Consider the following 20,905-nt stretch of genomic DNA (forward strand, 5'->3'; position numbering starts at 1 on the left):
GCTGCAAAATCTGTCGCATCTCTAATTTGCCCAAGTGTCGCATCTCTATATAGCTGTTATAAATATGAATTTGATAAGATGGATTATGGAACAAGTCGATTAATCAGGAGAAGCTTGTTTACTTTCTCTGATAAGTAACTGAGCAGCAATGAAAAAGCATATCGCACCAATGAGCGTATAAGTATTGGAATATAACCAAATCCAATTTGTCTTATCATCCTCCGGCGTTTGAGGTGCGACAGCAGATATCATGAAGGCAATACAACCAAACAAATTAACAAATACCGCCTGCCAGGATATATCTTTAGGCTTCCAACTCCAATAACGATTATCAACCTCAATAAATGCGAGATAACCGGATATCAAGAATAGTACCGAACCTTCAAAATTTGGTGTCCATATTTCCAATACACTTAACATGGCTTTCAATGGTGGCGCTATGGCATTAAAAGTACTGATATTAAATGCAAGTGTCCCAAGGAGTTGAGTGAAGGTGCTTAACCAGCCCGCGTTAGCAGGTGACCAGCCAATCAATTTAAATCTATTATTATTATTATTGTGATCAGGTGTCGGCGAAAAGTTTGCCGATTGAATATGCTGTAATCCTGCTGCAAGCGTAAAAGGTATTGAGCCCGCAAAAAAAATCAGATTGGTCAAGTTACTTAACCAACCCCACTTCAATGAGCAAAACATCAAAACACTTGCAAAGCCGAACAAAAAGGCACCGACTGAGAATGAAATGCCGATAAAACGATTATAGGTGCAAGTTTTCCAAAAAGCTGTTGTTTCTACGTCATGCAGGCGCGAGGAAAAATCGAGTCCCTTACGATAGACGCGTGAGAGAAATGTTTTTTCCTCGCCGTTAAAAATAAACTTATGTTTGATAATAAAGGGTCTGAATTTTTTCATTATGCCGCATCATAGCTTTATAATTAAGACTAAAATTATAACAGTATTTATAACGAATGAGCGTTTCCCTCCCCTGCTCCTACTGAAAGATTAGCTGCTGGGTTTTGTACCGGCACAGCAGGCTCAGGATTGATCAACAATGTTTGTGTCGGGTAAGCAAAATCGGCCTCATGCGCCTGCACGATCTGAATGATTTGCAAATAGACATTTTGCTGAATATCCAACCATTCCGCCCAATGTGTTGTTTTTGTAAAACAATAAACCATTATGTTGAGCGATGAATCAGCAAACTCATTAAAATAAACTAATAAATCCTGACTTTGGTCAATTAACGGATTGGTTTTAAGCATTTTTCTGATGTCTGTTATCACAGCTGCAACCTTATCCGCATCGTCATAACGCAGACCAATTGTAGTGCTGATACGGCGGTTGGTCATGCGCCCGGGGTTTTCAAGACTGATCGTTGAGAATAGAGAATTGGGCACATATAGGGGTCTGTTATCAAATGTTATTATTTTGGTAATCCGCCAACCGATTTCAACGACAATACCTTCAATCTGACGGTCAGGTGAACATACCCAATCCCCAATATTGAAGGGACGATCAAAATATAACATCACACCTGAAAACAGATTGCTCAGCATATCTTTGCCGGCAACGCCGATTGCAATGCCACCTATGCCGCCAAATGCCAGCAATCCGGAAAGACCGATACCGAAATGCTCCCCGAACATGAGTATAAGAAACAAAAAAAGTGAAAGCTTCAAAATGCGCGAAATCATACGCGCCGATGTCGGATCACTTCCCTTGCGAATCTGTGCGTGCGTCAATCGATTTATTAATTGGAAAAGCTGCTGGAGGGTTAAAATAGCAATGAATGCAATGGCCGCTGTATTTATCATATCAGGCGTGATAGCGCTTATTTTATAAGCTTGCAGCAGCATGAAGACAACTTGTCTTAAGGTCAGTATGACCCCGTATAATGACATCATATAGATAATATGCGCCAGAATGCTGGATGACCAAGCACGTTCGCGCCGCATCATAAACCAGATGGTAAATGCAGTGCTTGTTAAAAGTAAAATTATACCTGCGGCAATCCAATATTCAGTCATACTTTCTCCGCTGCAAAAATGCGAACGTCCAATGGTATTAAGCCATACATAAAAGATGGTTCAAAGCCATTGATATAACTTTAAAAGCAGTATCATAAAAACTTCAATAACAATAATATACCGATGACACTCCTTTAAGAATATCAGTTTTGATGTTTATAGACGAAATTTATGGTTAAAATGAACACGCTTTGATTTCAATCAAAGCAAGCAACACGGCCAATGTTGTAAATCATCAGCAATGTTAACCTTAATTTGGAGATTCATGATTTTTACTTGTCATAGTTAAGACACGCTATTAAAGATTTTCTTTAAAAAATGCAATAATTTCAATATTTTGACATGGTAAATATCGAGGCAGAGGATTTTTTGACTTATAACCTTTGATAATATTAAGAATTGAACAAATTAAAGTTACGAAATATAAAAATAAAAAATCACCTACAATAAAATATGCATAAAGATAACCATTCAATCACTAGTGAGGATCTCTGCAATGAGCGATAACAAATATAGTGAATTTGATGACGTTTATGCGTCATTAGAGTTGTCAACTTCTCTGCCGAAAACTAAATTTCCGGATGAAGAAAGAAATCCGCGCAATGTATTTGCGGCAGTTCGTGATGAATTGATGCTCGATGGTAATTCGCGCCAGAACCTTGCTACATTTTGTCAAACCTGGGTTGATGAAGAAATTCGCGAAATTATGGATTTATCGATCGATAAAAACATGATCGACAAGGATGAATATCCACAAACAGCGGAAATTGAAGCGCGTTGTGTGCATATGATTGCTGATTTGTGGAATTCTCCAGATGCTGCTAACACAATGGGCTGTTCAACAACCGGCTCTTCTGAGGCAGCGATGCTTGGTGGATTGGCGCTGAAGTGGCAGTGGCGCAAACGCCGTGCAGCAGAAGGAAAACCCACCGATAAACCTAATTTGATTTGTGGTCCTGTACAGATTTGCTGGCATAAATTTGCGCGTTATTTTGATGTTGAACTGCGCGAAATCCCGCTTGAAGGTGATCGACTCATCATGAGTCCTGAAGAAGTTCTCAAACGCGTTGATGAAAACACCATCGGGGTTATTCCGACACTTGGCGTTACATTTACCTGCCAGTATGAGCCGGTTAAGGCTGTACATGACGCACTTGACAAACTCCAGGCCGAAACTGGACTTGATATTCCCATCCATGTCGATGGTGCAAGCGGCGGCTTTTTAGCTCCATTTTGTGCGCCTGATCTCGAATGGGATTTCCGTCTTCCTCGCGTCAAATCTATCAATACTTCAGGCCATAAATTTGGTTTGGCTCCGCTTGGAGCGGGATGGGTCGTATGGCGCGAAGTATCTGACTTACCTGAAGAGTTGGTGTTCAATGTCAATTATCTCGGCGGAAACATGCCGACCTTTGCATTGAACTTTTCGCGCCCCGGTGGCCAGATTATCGCACAATATTATAATTTTCTGCGCTTGGGCCGCACAGGCTACGCAAAAATTCATAATGCTTGTTATGAAATTGCACAGTACCTTGCGCGCGAGATTGGAAAAATGGGTCCATTTGAGATCCTCTTCGACGGTGACAGCCAAAAGGGCATTCCGGCACTTGCCTGGAAGCTGAAAGAAAGTGCTGTAGTTGGCGGTTATACTTTGTACGATTTCGCAGATCGGCTTCGAAATCGCGGCTGGCAAGTGCCTGCCTATTCCATGCCCGCAGACCGTGAAGATCTGGTTGTTCAGCGAATATTGGTACGCCATGGTGTCAGCTATGATCTGGCAAGTCTTTTGCTCGATGATATCAAACGTACGCTGGATTATTTCGAAAAGCATCCGGTAAGCAAACCATTGTCGAAACAAGAAGCAACTGGCTTTAATCACGGCTAAGTTGAACAAATTCAGGCAAAGGGCATGCGGGTCCTGCCCCTTATTTGTCTTAGATTGTTCATTCAGGGCGACACTATGTTTTCTCCCGTCGCCCTGACGGAAGAAATAAAAATCAGGTCTGCGTATTTACCTATACGCAGATTTATACAATCAAACAAAATTGAAGAAGTTTACCGCAATCGTGTAACCCGAACTGTTTTTGATGATGCAGATTATTGACAATCTACCCAATGGATTTGTTTTTACGACACATCAGGGCGATTTCCGCACTCGGAAAGCCGCTATGGCAAATATGAAGCAGACTGGCTCATATCGTGTATTTTTCAGTACCATTCATATAGAAAATATACATGTATTTCTGTATGGATAAAGCAGGTAGATTTACAAGTCTTCGAAGTAAAACCAGATAAAAGCGAGTATGATATGTCTTTGATTTCAACATTTCTGCCTTTTTTGACCGACACGGCATCCTATCATGTTTCCAGCAATGTTCTGCTCGCCTGTACGGCTTTGTTATTCCGCAGCAAAGAAGGAAATGCATATGCAGGACGGACAATGGAACTGTCAGTTGAGCTTCCATATGTCTTAGCCAGTATCCCTAAAGGGCATCAATTTACATCGACGGCAGATGATCATCCGGCTCTCAATTTTCAGACCAGCCATGCTATTTTCGCAATTGCGATTCCCAATGGCAGCCTGAATGATCTTAAGATTTTGGAAGGAATAAATGATCAGGGATTGACCTTTAGTGTTCTGGCTTATGCTGGTGCTTCAGGGCCTGTCGACAAAGCAGAACAGAACAAAGCGATGCTTGCTGCTGTTGATCTTGGTGCATGGGTTCTTGGCCAGTATGCCACTGCTGCGGATGTAAAAGCTGCATTAGAAGAAAACATCGTCATTCTTACTAAACTCGCACCTTTAAAAGGAGCGGTAACCCCGTTTCATTTTGTTATTCATGACCGCTCAGGCAAGTCTATTGTTGTTGAGTTTTCAGATGAAAAACAAAATGTCTATGATAATCCTGTTGGTGTGATGACAAATGGCCCTGATTTCAAATGGCACCTGACCAATCTCAACAATTATACATTTTTGAACAATCTCGATTATTCAAAAGGAAAATTTGGAAATTTAGAAGTCTCCCAGCCTGACTCAGGCATTGCTACAGCTGGATTGCCCTCATCCAATACCTCTGTCGGACGTTTTGTACGTGCTGCTTATTATGCAAATTTTGCTGAAAAGACGCCGTCTCAATATGCAATCCGTATGCTTGGTCATATTATGAATAATTTTGACCGTCCTCGAGGTATAACTATTGATCCAATTAATTCCGGCGGGCTTGATATTGAAAGCGCTTCTGCAATTGGTGACGCTCAATACAAATCCGAATACACATCATGGACAGTGCTTGGCGATTTGGCCAATAACCAATTTTATGTGCGCACATATAGCGGCATTAATTTTACCAAATTTGACTTGAACCGTTTATTCGCTCTTTCGGAACTTAAAATCGCACCGCTTGAGAAAATCTCACAATTAGAGATTTTTGATGCCACTGATGTTTTGATGAAATAAATTTTCTATAAAAATAAGCAGGGTGTGGATTCACACCCTGCTTTTAAAATTATGATTAGAACTTGGCTGTCATATTCATTCGGAACGTGCGTCCAGGTGCCGGCATCAAGGCCGCATTCAACGCGTCCATATAATATCTGTCCGTCAGGTTATCGATCGCAAAATCAAGCCGTGTTGCTTCATTGAAATTATAGCTGCCAAAAACATCGACCAATGTATAAGGCTTCCATTTGCCTGGCTGAATTTCCGTTGTCGTTTCCACTGTGCTTTCGACAAAACGATGTGAATAATGCGAAATGCGCGTTCCAAGTGTCAAACGATCATCAAACATTTTGTAACCGAGTTCTAATGAAACCGTATCTTTCGGCGGCACGTGCTGGAGCGCATAACTATTGGTAAAACCACCTTCACTGCATAGTTGGTCCTGTTTCCATAATGAACCAGGATTGGCACAAAAACGTGATGTTAATGTATGGTTCCAGCCCAGTTTTGCGGTGAAATTACCGAGCTTATAATCCGCGCTCAACTCAATACCGGCCATCTTGGCATAATCAAGATTGATCATGCCGAGACCGCCCACATACCCTCCAATCGGTTCATCATAAATGATATTTGAACGCGTCAGATAGTTATCAATGTGATTATTATAATAAGCTGCATGTACTCTGAACTGGTCGCTGTGTCCGGTTAGATCTTCAAAGGTTTTATTCACGCCAAATTCAAAACTTCTGGCCTTTTCAGGCTTAAGCCCCTCTGGCAGATAGGCCGTTGAGAAACCTTTCAGAGTTTCAAAAATACTCGGCATACGAACAGTGTCCGAATAGCGACCATAAAGCTGTAAATCATCCAGAGGCTCCCAGTTCAACGATGCATGATTGGATATGCCATGACCTGAAACATGGATCACCTTGCCCGGAATAAGTTCATATTCAAAATCCGGCCAGTTACTGATCATCTTCATGCTGTTGTTGTCGTCGGATGTGCGGAAGCTTGAGTAACGAATACCGGCTGTTGCCGTCCATTGCGGATTGATTTCCCATTTGCCGTTCATAAAGACATTCTTCTCGGTGCGCTTACCGGAACGTGGCGGAAACTCAGAATGGTTGATAACCCATTGTTTATCATCAATATCTTTAGGTAACCCAAGCGTTTCATATTGCCAGCCACCACCATATTCCAAACGAAAATCGCCTGGTACAGCTTCAATCAGACTTTCGTTAGAAACATTAATTCCGTTACGAATTGTTTGCGCATAGTTGACACTTGTCGTCACTATCCCACCCCATCCGGGCAGCAAATTGGTTGCGCGATGATCCATATCGGTGCGGAAAGCGTTGATCTTCAAATCAATAAGATCAGTTTCAGGTGACCAACGATAGCGGGCATTGTAGGTTTTAAGGTCAAGCGTATCCGGCTCGGATTGGAAAACGCCAACAGCACTGGTGTGGGTGCCGATGCGTGTCGGCATAATTTCACCAAATTCACTCCTATAACGCATGAAACTCAGCTCCAATGCGTGATCAATGCCAAGTTGGAAGTTGCCTTTAAATAAGACGGATTCGTTTTCCATTGACGTATTGAGAATTTCTTCTCCGCCCTTCCAGGGCGACAGGCCTTCATAACCAATGTTCGGAAAATCAGGATCTGTACTTTTATCAACAAAATATGGCTGACCGCTGCCATGTTTGCCTGAAAAATAATTACCGTTTTTACGTTTGGCATAAGCAGCAACAAGATCAACAGATTCCGAGCTGAATGCGGCGGCAATACTGCCATTTCCACCGGTCGGCTTTAAAAAAGATGGCCGATCCATATTGCCGCCATCACGAACATTGGGTGGAGTACCAGGTTGGTGCCAACCGCCTTTCATACCACCTTCGGTCAGAACAGGCGGAGCAGACGTGCTGTTGGTATTGAACCCACCACGCAAGCGGACACCAAACTGACGATCCGGCAGTAGAATGTCATGCACACCCAGCGTTGTCATACGTACAACACCACCAATGGCACCATTAGCATCAGCCGCTCCGCTTGCGCCTTTTTCAATCGAAACTTCGCTGATAAAATCAGGATCGACGAAACTACCGGAGCGGGCACCGTTATATCCGCGGTAAACTGTTTGCTCTTGTGTGGCGCCATCAATGACAACCGGCACGCGCCCCTGCCCTTGCAGGCCGCGAATATTGACATCCAGCGCGCCGGAATTTCGGCTGTCACCGTTCAAAACGCCCGGAATACCGGCGATAAAATCACCAGCCGATGTTCCGCGTTTCTGTTCGATTTCCTGCGCTGAAATATAATTGACAGAGCCTGCAGTGGTGTATGTATCGTCGTGACTGCCTAAAATACTGCCATTATTGCTGACAGTAATGGTATTAAGTGTGATATCACCATCGGGGGCGACAAAAGCTCCTTCGGCACTATTTTGGGCAGGACTTTCAATTGTTACTGAACGGTTGCCGGCAGAGCGCCAGATGAGACCCGTTCCTGCCAAAAGTGAAGAAAGGGCTTCTGTATTTGTCGCCTTTCCCGAAAAACCTTTTGTACGTAATTTACTCGTGACGCCTGCGTCATAAACAAGCTGTAGGCCGGAAATATCCGCGAAACGGTTTAGTGCTTGTGGTAAAGGACCCGCCGGAATGGAATATTGCACGGCAGCAGCCCCTTGTTGGGCCGTATTTTGTGCAAGAACCGGCTTTGTTCCCACGCTCATCAAAACAGATATGGAAGCCGTTGCCATCAGCAGTGCGATTAAATTGCGTGATGATCTACGCGGCATTTCAAATCGAAAATTCATCAAGAACCCCTGTCTTCAAATGTCATCCCACAAGCCGGATGACAGTGCTTTCGATTGCTATGACGATCAGGGCGACAAAAACCGGAGTAAAAAAATCAACAAATAATAAAAAAATTATTGGTGGATTAAAATGACCATCTCACCAAGCCTCGTATCATTGAGGCCGAATGACTTTTTCAAGGTATCAATGACCTTAATAATATCGGTTGTTTCAAACACACCACTGACACGACGTGAGCGGATTGAACCATCAATGATGCGTATCATGCCTTTATGATAACGGTTCAGTTCATCAACAACCTCGCCAAGCGGCTTGTCGACAAAGATAAGCTTGTTGCGCCGCCATGCGGTTTCACTCGCAGCATCAACCGACTGTATTGAAGCAAGTTTGCCGTCCATATACGAAATACGCTGATCTTGTCCCAACTTGACTTGTTGACCATTGGCTGAAGCAGAAATTGCAACATGGCTTTCAATGACAGTTACAGTGGCACCATTATCATCATCGCGTACACCATAAACGGTTCCAAGGGCTACCGCCTCACCCCCATTGGCCTCTACGATGAAGGGGCGTTGCGGATCAGCACTGACCGTAAAAACCGCCTCCCCTTTTAAAAGACGGATGCGCCGTTCATCGGGTGAATAGCTAAGCGCAATTGCAGTGCCACTATTCATCTCGGCAATTGAGCCATCAGGCAAATGCATCGTCTGCAATTCTCCTGTACCCGTATAACCATCGGCGGATATACGTGTTGCAACATCGCTGTACCACGCACCTGCTGCCAAGAGAAAAACAGAAGCAAAAGCCGCGGACACAGATTTAGACCACCAATTATGGCGCGCTATCGGCGCGGTCATGACAGCGGGTTGCGGTATTTGCGCAAGCTCGTCCCAAGTGCCTGATATTTCGGCATAGGCTGCACGGTTTTCATCGCTAGCCGCGAGCCAGCTTTGAAAACTAATCTCATCGGAAACTGATAAACGCACACCATCCTGGCGAAAAAACCATTCTGCCGCCTCGTTCAATTTATCTGTTTTTGCTGAGCCCGACATCGTCACCGGCTTACCCCACACTTCGAGGAAAGAACAGACCGGTTTTTATAAACGGTCAATCTATAAGACGTTTGAAAAACTGAAAACCTCATGCCTGACCTAAAACTATTCATGGGCCTTCAAACGCCGTGCACAATAGACAGTTGCAACGGCGAGATGTTTTTCAACGGCGCTGCGTGTTATTTTCATCCGTTCTGCAATTTCTGCATGCGAAAGCTCGTCGAAACGTCTGAGTATGAAACATTCCCGACACCTTGGCGGCAGTTCTGACACAGCTTGAACCAGAATGGCAAGCCTTTGGCGTGCGATCATTTCGCGTTCAATGTCAGGCTGCTCATCGGCCGGCTCGACCGCTTCAGCAAAAGAAAAATTATTATTGAAACGCGCCTTCCGCCGATAATGGTCAGTGACGAGATTACCCAGAATGCGATAGAGGTAAGCTCTTGGATTATGGGGGATTTCTTCTCCCGAACTCACCAATCTCAGACAGGCTTCCTGTACCAGTTCTTCTGCAATGGCGTCATCACCCACTTTATGGCGGGCATAGTTTTTCAACTCGCCATAAAAACGTTCAATAATTTTAGTGAATGATGTGTTCGGGTCTTCGCCGTCAGAAAGAACTAAAGATGACACAAACTTTTTCGCTTTGCTATAATATCATTCTATGCAGAATGCCATGATGCACAATCGCTGCTAAAATCTGACCTGCCTGTTTGAGAAAAAGATTTTCTCCAGCATTTTGGTTTAATTTTAAATCTGTAAGTGGCGGTTGCAAGCTCATGCATTCAATAGATGCGTCATTTTGTCAAGTTTAAATTCATACTCCTCGACGAAGAAAATGGCGGTTTTTAACCGCCATTTGAACATAAACCTTAAAAATAATATTAGTTAATTAGAGGCATGCCAGTTCTGTGTCTGCTGCTGGGTATACCAAATTTTAGCAAAACGACCATTGAGTTGCATAAGCTCAGACTGTGTGCCCTGCTCTGCAAGTTTGCCGTCTTCAATCACCAAAATATGGTCTACGGCTGCGATCGTGGACAAACGATGCGCAATGACAATCACTGTACGTTCTTGTACCAATGCATCAATTGTAGCTTGCACTGCCACTTCACTTTCGGTGTCTAAGGCTGCTGTCGGCTCATCCAGAATAACAATCGGTGCATCTTTTAGCATTGCACGCACAATACTCATCCGTTGACGCTCCCCGCCGGATAACCGGCCACCAAAATCGCCGATGCGGGTTTCATAACCGGCCGGCAAATGGCTGATAAAATCATGTGCATGAGCTGCACGGGCAGCCGCAACCACTTCCTCATCGGTAGCTGATGGTTTGGCCATACGGATATTGGCTATTACCGTATCATCAAACAGATAGACATCCTGAAATACAACAGGCACCAGACTATTGAGGACCTCAGGCGATATGGAGCGGATATCATGCCCGCCAATGCGCACAACACCCTTTTGAGGATCTGCATGGCGCAAGCATAAAGGGGCGTGATGTCAGCCACAAAAGCATGTAGATTTTTCACATCATCCATCATCACTTTTGCTAGTCCTGCGGCTCCATTTTGCTGTACATAAACGAGCGGCACCTGAGCCAGGCGATCAGCCAAACCTTTACGCAGCAGGGTTTCCAGCCGAAAAGCTGCGTAATGGGGGTAATTAAACGCCAACAGACACAGGCCATAAGCAATAGCGGTAAAAACAGCCGCCACGGCTAACGGCTCCTAAGGAATACTTGTCCGACCGCTGATAAGAAGTTGTATCTCCCATGCCAGTGCAATAAGTGCCAGTACTGTCGCCAGTGCAGCCAGAGCCGATAAAAACATGGCATAATAACGATTACCACGTACGGGATTTATGATCTGCCATATATTCGGTGCAGGTTTAGTCTTGTCTGGAGCACTCATATTCGTTTTCCAATTTCACGATCGGAGAAGTCTGTTTAAGCAGGCATTGTGCCAAGTATCCAGCGCATCCAATGTATGTCTGGCGCTGGCGATACTTGACGTGAAAACTTTGGAGGAATCCAGATAAAGGACACGCTTTTCTTTGGCAGGCAGCACAAATTGTGGGTCTTCCGTCCATTTCTATTGTGGGCGTTGCAGCATTGAGCATCAGCAAGCGTTGATGCACAGCTATCAAATGACAACCGAGCAATCACACTGGCTGTTTTTAACGGTTTCGCATGCCTGTGTGGCTGTGGCGGATACACTTATTCCACCTCGCACAGAAGAAAGCCAAACAATCGAGCAGGGTACTCCCCTAACCTATATATTAGGTGTCCGTGCATTGATTACAGGTGCTTTAACAATGCTGCCATCCATGAAAAATGATGAGCAGATAAAATAAAGTTCAGATTGCCGACGAGCTTTTCTTAAATATGACGCGTCTTCGTTTTTGATCGATCTGCAGCTCTATATCTTGATGAAAATGCAGCTTTGGCAAGTGCGCATGAAGTTTTCCGGCCTCAGTTTGCAAATTATATTCAATGTCACGGCAAGCTTGTTGTAAATTATCTGTTTCAAGCCATATATCCAGTCGCTCCTGACCATATTGAATGACACGATAATCCTGGACAGGCGTATTCGCTGTAGCGATGCTTTGACGGATGACATCTGATGGTATCATTTGCAATTTACCATCATACTTTTGCCAATAGAGAATGTCGTCACAACGCCCTTCAATACGTTTTAAACGCTGGCTGGCACATCCGCATGGACAAGGCGCGTCGTCCGGTATCAATATGTCATCAAGGCGATATTTTAAAATCGGCAATGTTTCGCGTGTCAAATCTGTAATAATAGGAGCAAAAGCTCCGCTTATAGGTTCAAGAATGTCACGCTCAATATGCACATAAGCCTCGTTAAGGTGCAGATTGCCTGCTTTGCAGGTCATGCCGAGCACACCTTCGGTGCATTGATAAACCTGATCAACCTTAACTTTAAAAATGGTCTCGATATATCTTTTATCTTCAGGAGAAAGGACTTCGGCCACTGATATGATACATTGAGGTACAATGTTTATAACACCATCCTTTTGAGCTTTTGCCAAAAGCCCTAAAATTTGTGCAGGTGCTATCAGCACAGTGGGTTTCTGATCGGTCAAACGCCTCAAATGCTCTTCAAAAGTACGCAATAAATCATAAAATTCAAAACTGATAAGAATGTTTCCCAAGCGCTCATAGAGCATATTATTGGCACGCAAAAAGAAAGAGACGCGCTGCGAACGTAAAAAAGATGGCGAGAAGCGACCGAGCATTAAAGCTGCCCATAGAGCACGTTCACGCTTATTGGAGGCAAAAAGCCCGCGCTGGCCTGATGTTCCGGTAGAAAGCCCAACAGCAATTTTTCCAATCATAGGAGCAAAATCACGCTTTTCTTCGCAGGCAAGTGCTATGCGCAAGGCTTCGTCTTTGGTGATGACTGCAGTATTAATGTCACTAAAATGCTGCATCATCAGCACCTTGTTCATCAATGGCCAGTCACTGAGTGGTTTATCGGCAAAGCTTTTATAAAAAGGCGAACGTGGCATGATATTTTTACGTAAATGCAAGAATGCTTTTTTTTGGTGCTCCTCAATGTCTGCCCGTGCTGAAAAGCCTTTGCCATAACGAGCACGCAAAAATACACCAAGCGAGTTCATTCTAAAATCTCCGGCGCATCTGCATTGGATAGCTTTCAGTACAATGGGATGCTATGATTTTGACATTCTGGTGCGTTTTATGAAAAGCATGCAATTTTGCAAATGTTTCCATAAAAGCAGCTGCATTCCCAAGACGTTTTAAGGTTATCTGTGGCGGCGGCAAGTTACTGCGGATTGACGCAAGGCTCCAGATTGCATCAGCGACTAAAAATATCGCACCTTGTGAGGTTGCAGGTAAAAAGAGACCCATTTGCCCGAAACCATGACCAGGCAGAGAGATTGCGATGGCAGATTTATCGCCCAGCAGATCATAGCCACAGCCGAAAGCTTGCAGGTCATAAGGTTTTAGATCAAGGACTGGAAAATCTTCCGTTGGCTGTAATGGCAACGACGATAAACTGTCACGGATGATAGCCGGACAGCCTGCCTGCAAACTGGCAAGCCGCTTGCATGATAATTTGTCAATCGCGATTTTCGATGTGATAACGGGCGGAATGGCCGATAAATCAAATAAACCGGCAACATGATCGGCATGGAGATGCGACAGAAAAACCAGATTGGGTGAGGCAACACCGCGTTTTTTTAATTGATTGGCAAGATTATCCTCTGATTTGAAATGAACCGGCGTCAGCCAACGGTAAATTCGTTCGGGAAACGGTTTCGTCGCTTTTGCAAATAATGCACCATAACCACTATCAAACAAAACTGTCCCATGCAGTGGATGGCGAAACACTGCAACGCCTGCCGGAAAGCTTCCCATGCGCCATGGCGCACCACGCTGTGTCATTGCCAAGGGTCCGCGGCAATAACCAACATGAAAACTCATGAAGTCCAATATTATTTCAGAGGCTGTTGGCATAATCTCGAATACCATCCTCCATTGCCATCATTGGTACATAGCCGAGCAAAGTTTTAGCCTTGCTGATATCCAATGTCAGGCTACGTCCGAGCGATGCAACAGCCTGACAGGTAATGACCGGCTCTTTTGCGGGCATAAAAATCCGATGCAGAAATTCAAGGCTTTTGGCCAGCCGCATTGCGCTCTCGTATTTGATGTGTATTTCACGCGGTTTTGCATTCTTTAAAGCACAGACTGCTGCAAGCAATTCAGAAAAGCGAAACGCTACACCTGAAGTGATATTGAAAATCTCACCGCCGACCTCATTTTTAAAACCTGCCAAGCTCATAGCGCGTGCCGCATCCGTGACATGCGTGATATCTATCAAACTTTCACCACCATTAATCATCGGTACACGACCACGTTGAATAGCTTCCAACAGACGTGGCATCAAGGAGCGATCCCCTGCCCCATAAATGGCTCTTGGGCGTATCGCGGTTGTACGCATTCCGTTTTGCTGATCAGCCGCCATCACCAAGCATTCCGCCTCATATTTTGTTCGTGCATAGTGGCTTGGAAAATGATTGGGTAATGATGCTTCTTCGCTCAAATTAAAACGGTCTTTCCCATTGGCATAAATACTGGGCGATGATGCAAACACAAATTTTTGAACTTGCGCCTTGGTCGCGGCTGAAAGCAGGCGCTGCGTTGCGGTGACATTAATCGTCTGAAACGCCTCTGCCGTCCCCCAGGCAGAAGAAAGCGCTGCACAATGAAAGATTATATCTACACTTTTGAAAGCAGCATCTGGATAGTCCCCTCTCAGGTCAAATGGAAGGAACGTAATACCTGCAGCTACTAACCCGCGCGCGGCTTGAATATCGCGTCCCTGAGCTACGACTTGATGTCCTTGCGCGGATAAATAGCGACTTAAATAGTTACCAAGACATCCGGTTGCGCCTGTTACAAAAACTTTTGCCATCAATACCGCAAGATCGCGCCGCCGATGGAAATACCGGCCGAAGTGCCGGCCAGCAAAACCACATCATTTCGTTTCAGACGATTTTCCGTAATTGCCGTATGTAATGCCATTGGTATTGAGGTAGCAATCTGGTTGCCATATCGTGCAAATGTCTGGATGACATTATCCGGATTGAGACCGAGACGCGCCAGCCCGTGAGTGAGTGAAGGTCCACTGGCTTGATGTGGAATAATACAATCGATACCAGTTAACTGCATTTCGGCTTGTGCAAATAATCGTTTTAAAAAGCGAGGCAAATAGCGGGCAGTAATGCGAAACGCCGCCTGCCCATTCATACGAAAATAAGAAGCTTCTGCAGCAGCATCACGATCAATAGCCGCTGATATACGTGTGCCACCGCCTGCCAGAACACAAGCATCACCGCCTTCTGAATAAGTTTCAAAGCGGCTGGCTATCAATCCGTCACCATCAGCGGTTAAAACAATCGCAGCTGCACCATCACCAAAAATGGCTGCTACATCCGGTTCGTGCCAGTTCAAACCGACAGAAGCAATATCAGCGGAAAAAATCAAGATATTACGGGCTAGCCCAAGCTGGATTTTCATGGCAGCCAAGTCTAGTGCCTGAATAAAACTCAGGCAGGTTGCGTTGACATCATAGGCCGGAATGCCGGATTTACCCAAACCCAGCCGCGCCTGAACCAAAGTAGCGGTTGATGGGATGACTTGTTCCATCACGCCGCAAGCACCAAGGATCAGATCAAGCTCTTGCGGCGCTATACCTGCTGCATGCAATGCCTGTCGTGCCGCTTTTTCCGCCATGAAGGAGCTTGTCTCTTCCCCTTTTGCAACATAGCGCGCATGAAGACCAAAACGGCTTTCGACTGTGCCCAGAGGCCAGTTTAATTGCGTGTCAATTTCACTGGAAAGAAGCCGGGTTTTTGGAAGATATGCGCCGGTTCCTGCAATTTTCAATCCGGGTTTCCCCGCACCATTTTCAATGATTGTCATCAATATCTGCACTTAATTTATGGTGTTCATTTACGCAGTCGCATGATAGCTAACAGCCGTCAAGAGGTGTTTTATTTTCTGAGCTTCTGAAAAATGACTAAGAAACAAAGCCGATTTTAAGCGAAATACTTTGTTTTCAAACATATTTTGCTATCTGGAGACTAAATGTATTCGCTATATTTGCGCTTTTGGTACATGCTGACCGGCTGGGGATCTGTCGGGCTTGTTTATAGTCTGACGAGTAGTCAGGATCAGGCATCTGCCATCATGCTGCAACCTTCATTTATTGATCAATGGTTTGCGTTTGATCCCAATGCAATCTGGCTGTATTTGTCATTTTTCCCATATGTCACTTTAGCATATTTGTTTTGCCAAAATCAGAAACTTGTGTGGTTGGCGCGCTCCATGCAATTCTCGGCTATAGGTGCCGGCATTATTTTTATTCTATGGCCAACAACCATGGAATTTCCATCCATTACACACGATACAATCAGTACAGCTGCTCTAAAAATGTTGATCGCTGTTGATTCCATGCAAAACTGCCTGCCGTCCCTGCATGTTACACTCACACTGCTTTCGCTTTATGCATTTTGGGATAGAACACATTTGCTTCGTAGCGCTTTTCTTGCTTTATGGGCTGTCGCAATTACTGTTTCCATTTTGCAATTGCATCGCCATCAATTCATCGATGCTATTAGCGGTACGGCATTGGCAATCAGTGCAGGGTTACTTGCACATTATATTCTGAAACTGAATAAAAAAATATTATGAGGCCTGTGCCATGATGGCAATTGCTTTCCCGATCCTGCTGCTCATCGTTTTGGTACTCGGCGAAATGTTCATTTTAATCAGAACCGGCAAAGAAAAAGTCGACTGGCACGATGTCGTTTTTAATCTGAATTCCGGCCATATGATGCTTTGGTTGTTTCGCGGTCTGGAACTTGCCTGTTATGGCTTTATTGTTGCTCATTTCAGTCTGAATGTGGTTTCCGACTGGCCGCCAATTTGGCTATGGCTGCTTGCGGTTTTAATGTGGGATTTTTGTTTTTATTGGCTACATCGTTTACATCATAAATTTGCACTTCTTTGGGCAGTGCATGTGGTTCACCATCAAGGCGAACATTTTAATTTGTCGCTGGCTGTACGCAATTCATGGTATTCGTCATTGGCTTCAATTCCCTTTTTTATCCCGATGGCGCTTTTGGGGGTGCCGCTGCCGGTTTTCATTACCGTTTCAGTTTTGCATTATTCAATTCAGCTGATGAACCATAGTGCTTTGACACCACGTTTGGGTTGGCTGGAATATATTCTGGTAACCCCCGCTCATCATCGCATTCATCATGTTAATGATCGTGACTATAGCGATGCAAATTATGCTGGCAGCTTTGCTTTTTGGGATCGTTTATTTGGTACATACCGGCCTGATTTGCCGGAAACAGATTTTGCTTATGGTGTAAAAGGCAAAAAACCGTCGCAAAATCCGTTTGTCGCCAGCAATGAACCTTTTCGCGACTATTTGCAAAAACGCCGTGAGAAAAGAGCAGTTAAAACACCTGATTTCATCAGCTCCGGTTTCACTGTACTCAGCGGTGCGGTGATTTTATTCATACTGGTAACCGGATATATCTGGCTATATGGCTATCAAATCAGCCAGTCATTAACGGAACAAATCGTGCTTTTTTTGCTCTTGGCCAGTGGCTCTGTGGCGCTGGGAGGCATTAGTGAGGGCAAACGATGGGGTATCAACAGCTGGCTCGGTATTACCTGGTTGATGCTACTAAGTTTTGCGGTTTATTTTAAATGGCATAACCCATTTTGGATGGTGTTTATGCTTATCCTCGTCATTCATAGTACAGCCGTTTTTTGGGGCTGGGGACGCAAAGCAATAAGCGCACCATGATTACGCGTTCAAGAAATTCAAGCTAATCAGCTGTCGGTTTTTTGGTTTGTTTCGCTCTTTAAAAATCATTATGTGCCAGGCAGAATTTTAACCAATCAGCCCGGCACATGATCATAGTCGTCAAGATGCAGAGGCTATCTGACCAGAGTTACCTTGCAAAACAACAACCTTGGTGCCGTTTGGAATGCGTGTATAAAGGTCAATAATGTCTTGGTTAAGCAAACGGATGCAACCACTTGAAATTGCGCGACCAATCGACCAATCTTCGTTACTTCCATGAATGCGATAAAGTGTATCACGACCATCTTTGAAGAGGTAAAGCGCACGCGCACCAAGCGGATTTGTCGGACCCGGCGCCATACCGGATGCCAATGGACCATAACGCTCAGGCTCACGTTTAATCATGTCAGGGGTTGGTGTCCAACTTGGCCATTGGCGCTTATATTGGATCGTGCCCTCACCTTCAAATTCGAGACCGGCTTTACCGACACCGATGCCGTAACGTAATGCGCGACCGTTTTCTTGTTGCAAGTAGAGAAAGCGCTTCTGCGTATCAATAATAACCGTGCCAGGCAGGTAGCCACTCGCATAAGCAACTTCACGTCGATAATATTGAGGTTCGATCTTTTTCAGGTTAGGTGCAGGAACCGCAAACGGTTCACCTTCTACGGCTGCATACATCGCGTTATGATATTCGGAAACCCGAGGCCCATCTTTTAAAGCTTGTGTTGATGTACAAGCTGCAAGTGCGGCGGGCAAGCCAACAACAAATGCTCTACGTGTCAGAGACATATTATAATTATCCTACAATCAATAACTATTCGCGATTGGTGCAATGTAAACACATCAATCCTGTTTGCGTTTACAATAGACCAGCCATGGTTAACGAAATATGATGTGTTAGCAAAGCTTTACGCAATTGTGCCGGTTGATACGAAAAGGGAGAGTATCTCAATTCATATAGCCGACAAAATTAAAGCGAAAAACCGTGATGCATTCGCGTCTTGAATAGGATTATAAATATGTTCCTATTGGGGCAAATGTCATGCAGCCCCTCAATTACCAGAGTTTTTGGCTTACCTACGAAAACTCTTTAAACCGACTGTATACTTATGGTCACACTGCAACTTTGTAGATAGTTTTGATTTGGCTTTAAAATTAAATATGCGGATTTATTTTACCCGTTGTTTTTCAAGCTTTCTCGCCAATGTGCGACGGTGCATGCCAAGACGGCGGGCTGTTTCTGAAATATTGAACTCCGCATCGACCAGGGTTTCGTGAATGCGCTCCCATTCCAAATTTTTTAGCGATGTCGGGCGGGTCGTCAATGGCACGGTGGCGTCGCCATCAATCTTATCAAAAGCTGCGATAATATCATTGGTGTTGGAAGGTTTGGGCAGATACTGACAAGCTCCCAGCTTGATCGCCTCCACTGCTGTCGAAATACTTGCAAAGCCGGTCAGCACTACAATTTTCATGGTTTTATCATGTTCATGCAAAAGCTTGACACACTCCAATCCGGAACCACTCGGAAGTTTCAAATCCACCACTGCATAGGACGGGGAAACACTGGCCAACAAATCATGAACTGGTGCAATATCTTGGCACAAATATACCTGATAATCACGCCGCTCAAAAGAGCGCTGCAAAGCGCGGGCAAAAGATGCATCATCCTCGATAATCAACAATGAGCGTTTAATGTCCATCTTTGTCTCCATCACGAAGTGAAGCAAGCGGTAAATTAATAATTACGGTAGCACCTTTTGGTTTGTTGTTTTTGGCCGTCACGTGCCCGTTCAGCTTACGAACAACTGTACTGACCAGAAAAAGTCCAAGGCCACCTTCCGGCCGTCCTTTGGTCGAGTGATAAGGTTTGCCAAATTCAGCCAACACCTCGGCGTTAAAGCCCGGTCCTTCATCAGTTATCGCAATAATTAGATCATCGTTTTCACAGCGCGCAGTTATTTCAATAATTTTTTTTGAAACTGCCCTTGCATTATCCAGCACATTGAAAATTATCTGCTTTAAAGCAATATCCGAGATAATCGGCACATCCGGATGACAATGATTGATATAATTTGTCTGTAATGCCGGATGAATCCCCTGCCATTCGGCGACAAGCTCATCCAAAAACGCATTGATTGTCGTGCGTAAAGTACCTTCGCCGCGTATTGTTCCGGACGACATTAAAATGTCGGATACAATCGTTTTACAGCGATCAATCTGCACCAGCATATCAGTTAGTTCTTCTTGCAACTCCGGATCTTTGTTGAAAACCGGCATTCTCTGCCAATCACTGAGGATAACTGAAACCGTGGCCATTGGTGTTCCAAGTTCATGTGCAGCACCTGAAGCCATCAGACCCATACGCACGATATGATCTTCTTCAGCTGATTGAGCATCACGCTTTCTGAAATTTCGCTGAATACGGGTTACAAATATGACCAACAATATTGAGGCCAGCACAAAGCAGATAAACATGCCCTGTATATGCAGGTTGAAAAAATCACTGCCATGATGGTGGGGAATATCAATGGGCAGATAATAAATCGTCAGAACAATGAAACAAGCACTTGTTACGAAAACCAGTATCCATGTTGCCCATGCTTCCAGCAAAACGGCGGCAAGAATGATTTGTAACAAAAACAGTGTGATAAACGGATTGGAAGCACCGCCACTGAGATAAAATTGAATGGAGAGCGCCAGAACATCCAGCAAAAGCTCGGCAAAGATTTGTAATTTACTGATAAATTTCTGCTTTTTATAATGAATAAAACTAAGAATATTCAAAACGATGAGAAAGAAAACAACCCCTGCCATCAAGGTAACTGGAAGGTTGATTTTCATCCAATGGCTTACCAGAAAAATGGTTGCCACCTGCCCTGCAATGGCAAGCCACCGCAACTGTATCAATAGCAAAAAATGCTGTTTATCGGTTAGATTATGGATATGAGCAGGCATGTTTTTTTCAAAAATCCGCATTTAATGAATGATGATATGCAATGAACCACTGTATGTTTTCAATGTCTTCTCAGACAAAATGACCACCAAATTTCTTTCCTGGCTTGGACAATTTGTCCAAGGGCGCATTCAGCCGGCATTGATATTAGTGTCAATTGTAATCTGAAATGAACGATTTTTGCTGAAAAACGTTATGGTTATCGTAGCAAGAGCGTTGATTTAACAGGAAATT

At 44.3% G+C, this 20,905-nt stretch carries 20 protein-coding genes; 5 read left to right on the forward strand and 15 right to left on the reverse strand.

Annotated features, from left to right (window positions below; translation table 11 throughout):
• Positions 1 to 99: 99 nt before the first annotated feature.
• Positions 100 to 909 (reverse strand): hypothetical protein, encoded by an 810-nt coding sequence (locus tag JNC77_RS14265; RefSeq protein ID WP_374833657.1) that lies wholly within the window; start codon positions 907 to 909, stop codon positions 100 to 102.
• A gap of 47 nt (positions 910 to 956) precedes the next feature.
• On the reverse strand, positions 957 to 2,024 hold the full coding sequence (locus tag JNC77_RS14270; protein WP_374833659.1) for a mechanosensitive ion channel family protein: 1,068 nt from the start codon (positions 2,022 to 2,024) through the stop codon (positions 957 to 959).
• Positions 2,025 to 2,520: 496 nt separating this feature from the next.
• On the opposite strand from JNC77_RS14270, the gene gad reads away from it, so the two are divergent.
• Positions 2,521 to 3,909: a glutamate decarboxylase gene (gene gad / locus JNC77_RS14275; protein ID WP_374833661.1), complete on the forward strand. Its 1,389-nt coding sequence runs from the start codon at positions 2,521 to 2,523 to the stop codon at positions 3,907 to 3,909.
• 423 nt (positions 3,910 to 4,332) lie between these two features.
• Positions 4,333 to 5,481 carry a linear amide C-N hydrolase gene (locus JNC77_RS14280; protein WP_374833663.1) on the forward strand — a complete coding sequence of 383 codons (1,149 nt, stop codon included), beginning with the start codon at positions 4,333 to 4,335 and terminating at the stop codon, positions 5,479 to 5,481.
• Between the two features lie 55 nt (positions 5,482 to 5,536).
• On the opposite strand, the gene JNC77_RS14285 is transcribed toward JNC77_RS14280, so the two are convergent.
• The 6 genes from JNC77_RS14285 to JNC77_RS14310 all read right to left on the reverse strand — a co-directional run bounded on the left by JNC77_RS14285 (position 5,537) and on the right by JNC77_RS14310 (position 11,247).
• Positions 5,537 to 8,278 carry a TonB-dependent receptor gene (locus JNC77_RS14285; protein ID WP_374833665.1) on the reverse strand — a complete coding sequence of 914 codons (2,742 nt, stop codon included), beginning with the start codon at positions 8,276 to 8,278 and terminating at the stop codon, positions 5,537 to 5,539.
• A 114-nt stretch (positions 8,279 to 8,392) separates the two neighbouring features.
• A complete protein-coding gene (locus tag JNC77_RS14290; protein ID WP_374833667.1) occupies positions 8,393 to 9,331 on the reverse strand; it encodes a FecR family protein in 939 nt (312 codons plus the stop codon).
• A 105-nt stretch (positions 9,332 to 9,436) separates the two neighbouring features.
• Positions 9,437 to 9,964, reverse strand: a complete 528-nt coding sequence (locus JNC77_RS14295; protein WP_374833669.1) for an RNA polymerase sigma factor — start codon at positions 9,962 to 9,964, stop codon at positions 9,437 to 9,439.
• A 255-nt stretch (positions 9,965 to 10,219) separates the two neighbouring features.
• Positions 10,220 to 10,789 carry an ATP-binding cassette domain-containing protein gene (locus JNC77_RS14300; protein ID WP_374833768.1) on the reverse strand — a complete coding sequence of 190 codons (570 nt, stop codon included), beginning with the start codon at positions 10,787 to 10,789 and terminating at the stop codon, positions 10,220 to 10,222.
• Complete coding sequence (locus tag JNC77_RS14305) at positions 10,687 to 11,052, reverse strand: hypothetical protein (protein WP_374833772.1); 366 nt, start codon at positions 11,050 to 11,052, stop codon at positions 10,687 to 10,689. Before JNC77_RS14305 ends, JNC77_RS14300 begins: the two co-directional genes overlap by 103 nt.
• A 12-nt stretch (positions 11,053 to 11,064) precedes the next feature.
• A complete protein-coding gene (locus JNC77_RS14310; RefSeq protein WP_374833671.1) occupies positions 11,065 to 11,247 on the reverse strand; it encodes a hypothetical protein in 183 nt (60 codons plus the stop codon).
• 220 nt (positions 11,248 to 11,467) lie between these two features.
• On the opposite strand from JNC77_RS14310, the gene JNC77_RS14315 reads away from it, so the two are divergent.
• Entirely contained in the window at positions 11,468 to 11,689 is a 222-nt protein-coding gene (locus JNC77_RS14315; RefSeq protein WP_374833673.1) for a hypothetical protein, read from the forward strand.
• Positions 11,690 to 11,692: 3 nt separating this feature from the next.
• Here the strand turns inward: JNC77_RS14315 and JNC77_RS14320 are convergent, their stop codons facing one another.
• From JNC77_RS14320 to JNC77_RS14335, 4 genes are read right to left on the reverse strand one after another with little or no spacing between them, the layout of a single operon-like run.
• Positions 11,693 to 12,982, reverse strand: a complete 1,290-nt coding sequence (locus JNC77_RS14320; protein ID WP_374833675.1) for a F390 synthetase-related protein — start codon at positions 12,980 to 12,982, stop codon at positions 11,693 to 11,695.
• Position 12,983: 1 nt separating this feature from the next.
• Entirely contained in the window at positions 12,984 to 13,769 is a 786-nt protein-coding gene (locus JNC77_RS14325; protein WP_374833677.1) for an MBL fold metallo-hydrolase, read from the reverse strand.
• A gap of 55 nt (positions 13,770 to 13,824) precedes the next feature.
• Positions 13,825 to 14,802, reverse strand: a complete 978-nt coding sequence (locus tag JNC77_RS14330; RefSeq protein ID WP_374833679.1) for an NAD-dependent epimerase/dehydratase family protein — start codon at positions 14,800 to 14,802, stop codon at positions 13,825 to 13,827.
• Complete coding sequence (locus JNC77_RS14335; RefSeq protein ID WP_374833681.1) at positions 14,802 to 15,812, reverse strand: 3-oxoacyl-[acyl-carrier-protein] synthase III C-terminal domain-containing protein; 1,011 nt, start codon at positions 15,810 to 15,812, stop codon at positions 14,802 to 14,804. Before JNC77_RS14335 ends, JNC77_RS14330 begins: the two co-directional genes overlap by 1 nt.
• Before the next feature lie 165 nt (positions 15,813 to 15,977).
• Here JNC77_RS14335 and JNC77_RS14340 point away from each other — a divergent pair, with 165 nt between their 5' ends.
• Both JNC77_RS14340 and JNC77_RS14345 read left to right on the forward strand, forming a co-directional pair.
• Positions 15,978 to 16,583 carry a phosphatase PAP2 family protein gene (locus JNC77_RS14340; protein ID WP_374833683.1) on the forward strand — a complete coding sequence of 202 codons (606 nt, stop codon included), beginning with the start codon at positions 15,978 to 15,980 and terminating at the stop codon, positions 16,581 to 16,583.
• Positions 16,584 to 16,593: 10 nt separating this feature from the next.
• Entirely contained in the window at positions 16,594 to 17,712 is a 1,119-nt protein-coding gene (locus JNC77_RS14345) for a sterol desaturase family protein (RefSeq protein WP_374833685.1), read from the forward strand.
• A 120-nt stretch (positions 17,713 to 17,832) separates the two neighbouring features.
• On the opposite strand, the gene JNC77_RS14350 is transcribed toward JNC77_RS14345, so the two are convergent.
• The 3 genes from JNC77_RS14350 to JNC77_RS14360 form a co-directional block, all read right to left on the reverse strand.
• Entirely contained in the window at positions 17,833 to 18,504 is a 672-nt protein-coding gene (locus JNC77_RS14350; RefSeq protein ID WP_374833687.1) for a L,D-transpeptidase, read from the reverse strand.
• A gap of 380 nt (positions 18,505 to 18,884) precedes the next feature.
• On the reverse strand, positions 18,885 to 19,418 hold the full coding sequence (locus tag JNC77_RS14355) for a response regulator transcription factor (protein WP_374833689.1): 534 nt from the start codon (positions 19,416 to 19,418) through the stop codon (positions 18,885 to 18,887).
• Entirely contained in the window at positions 19,408 to 20,673 is a 1,266-nt protein-coding gene (locus JNC77_RS14360) for an ATP-binding protein (protein WP_374833691.1), read from the reverse strand. Before JNC77_RS14360 ends, JNC77_RS14355 begins: the two co-directional genes overlap by 11 nt.
• Positions 20,674 to 20,905: the final 232 nt, after the last annotated feature.

Source organism: Paenochrobactrum pullorum (assembly GCF_041929845.1).
Lineage (GTDB): Bacteria > Pseudomonadota > Alphaproteobacteria > Rhizobiales > Rhizobiaceae > Paenochrobactrum > Paenochrobactrum pullorum.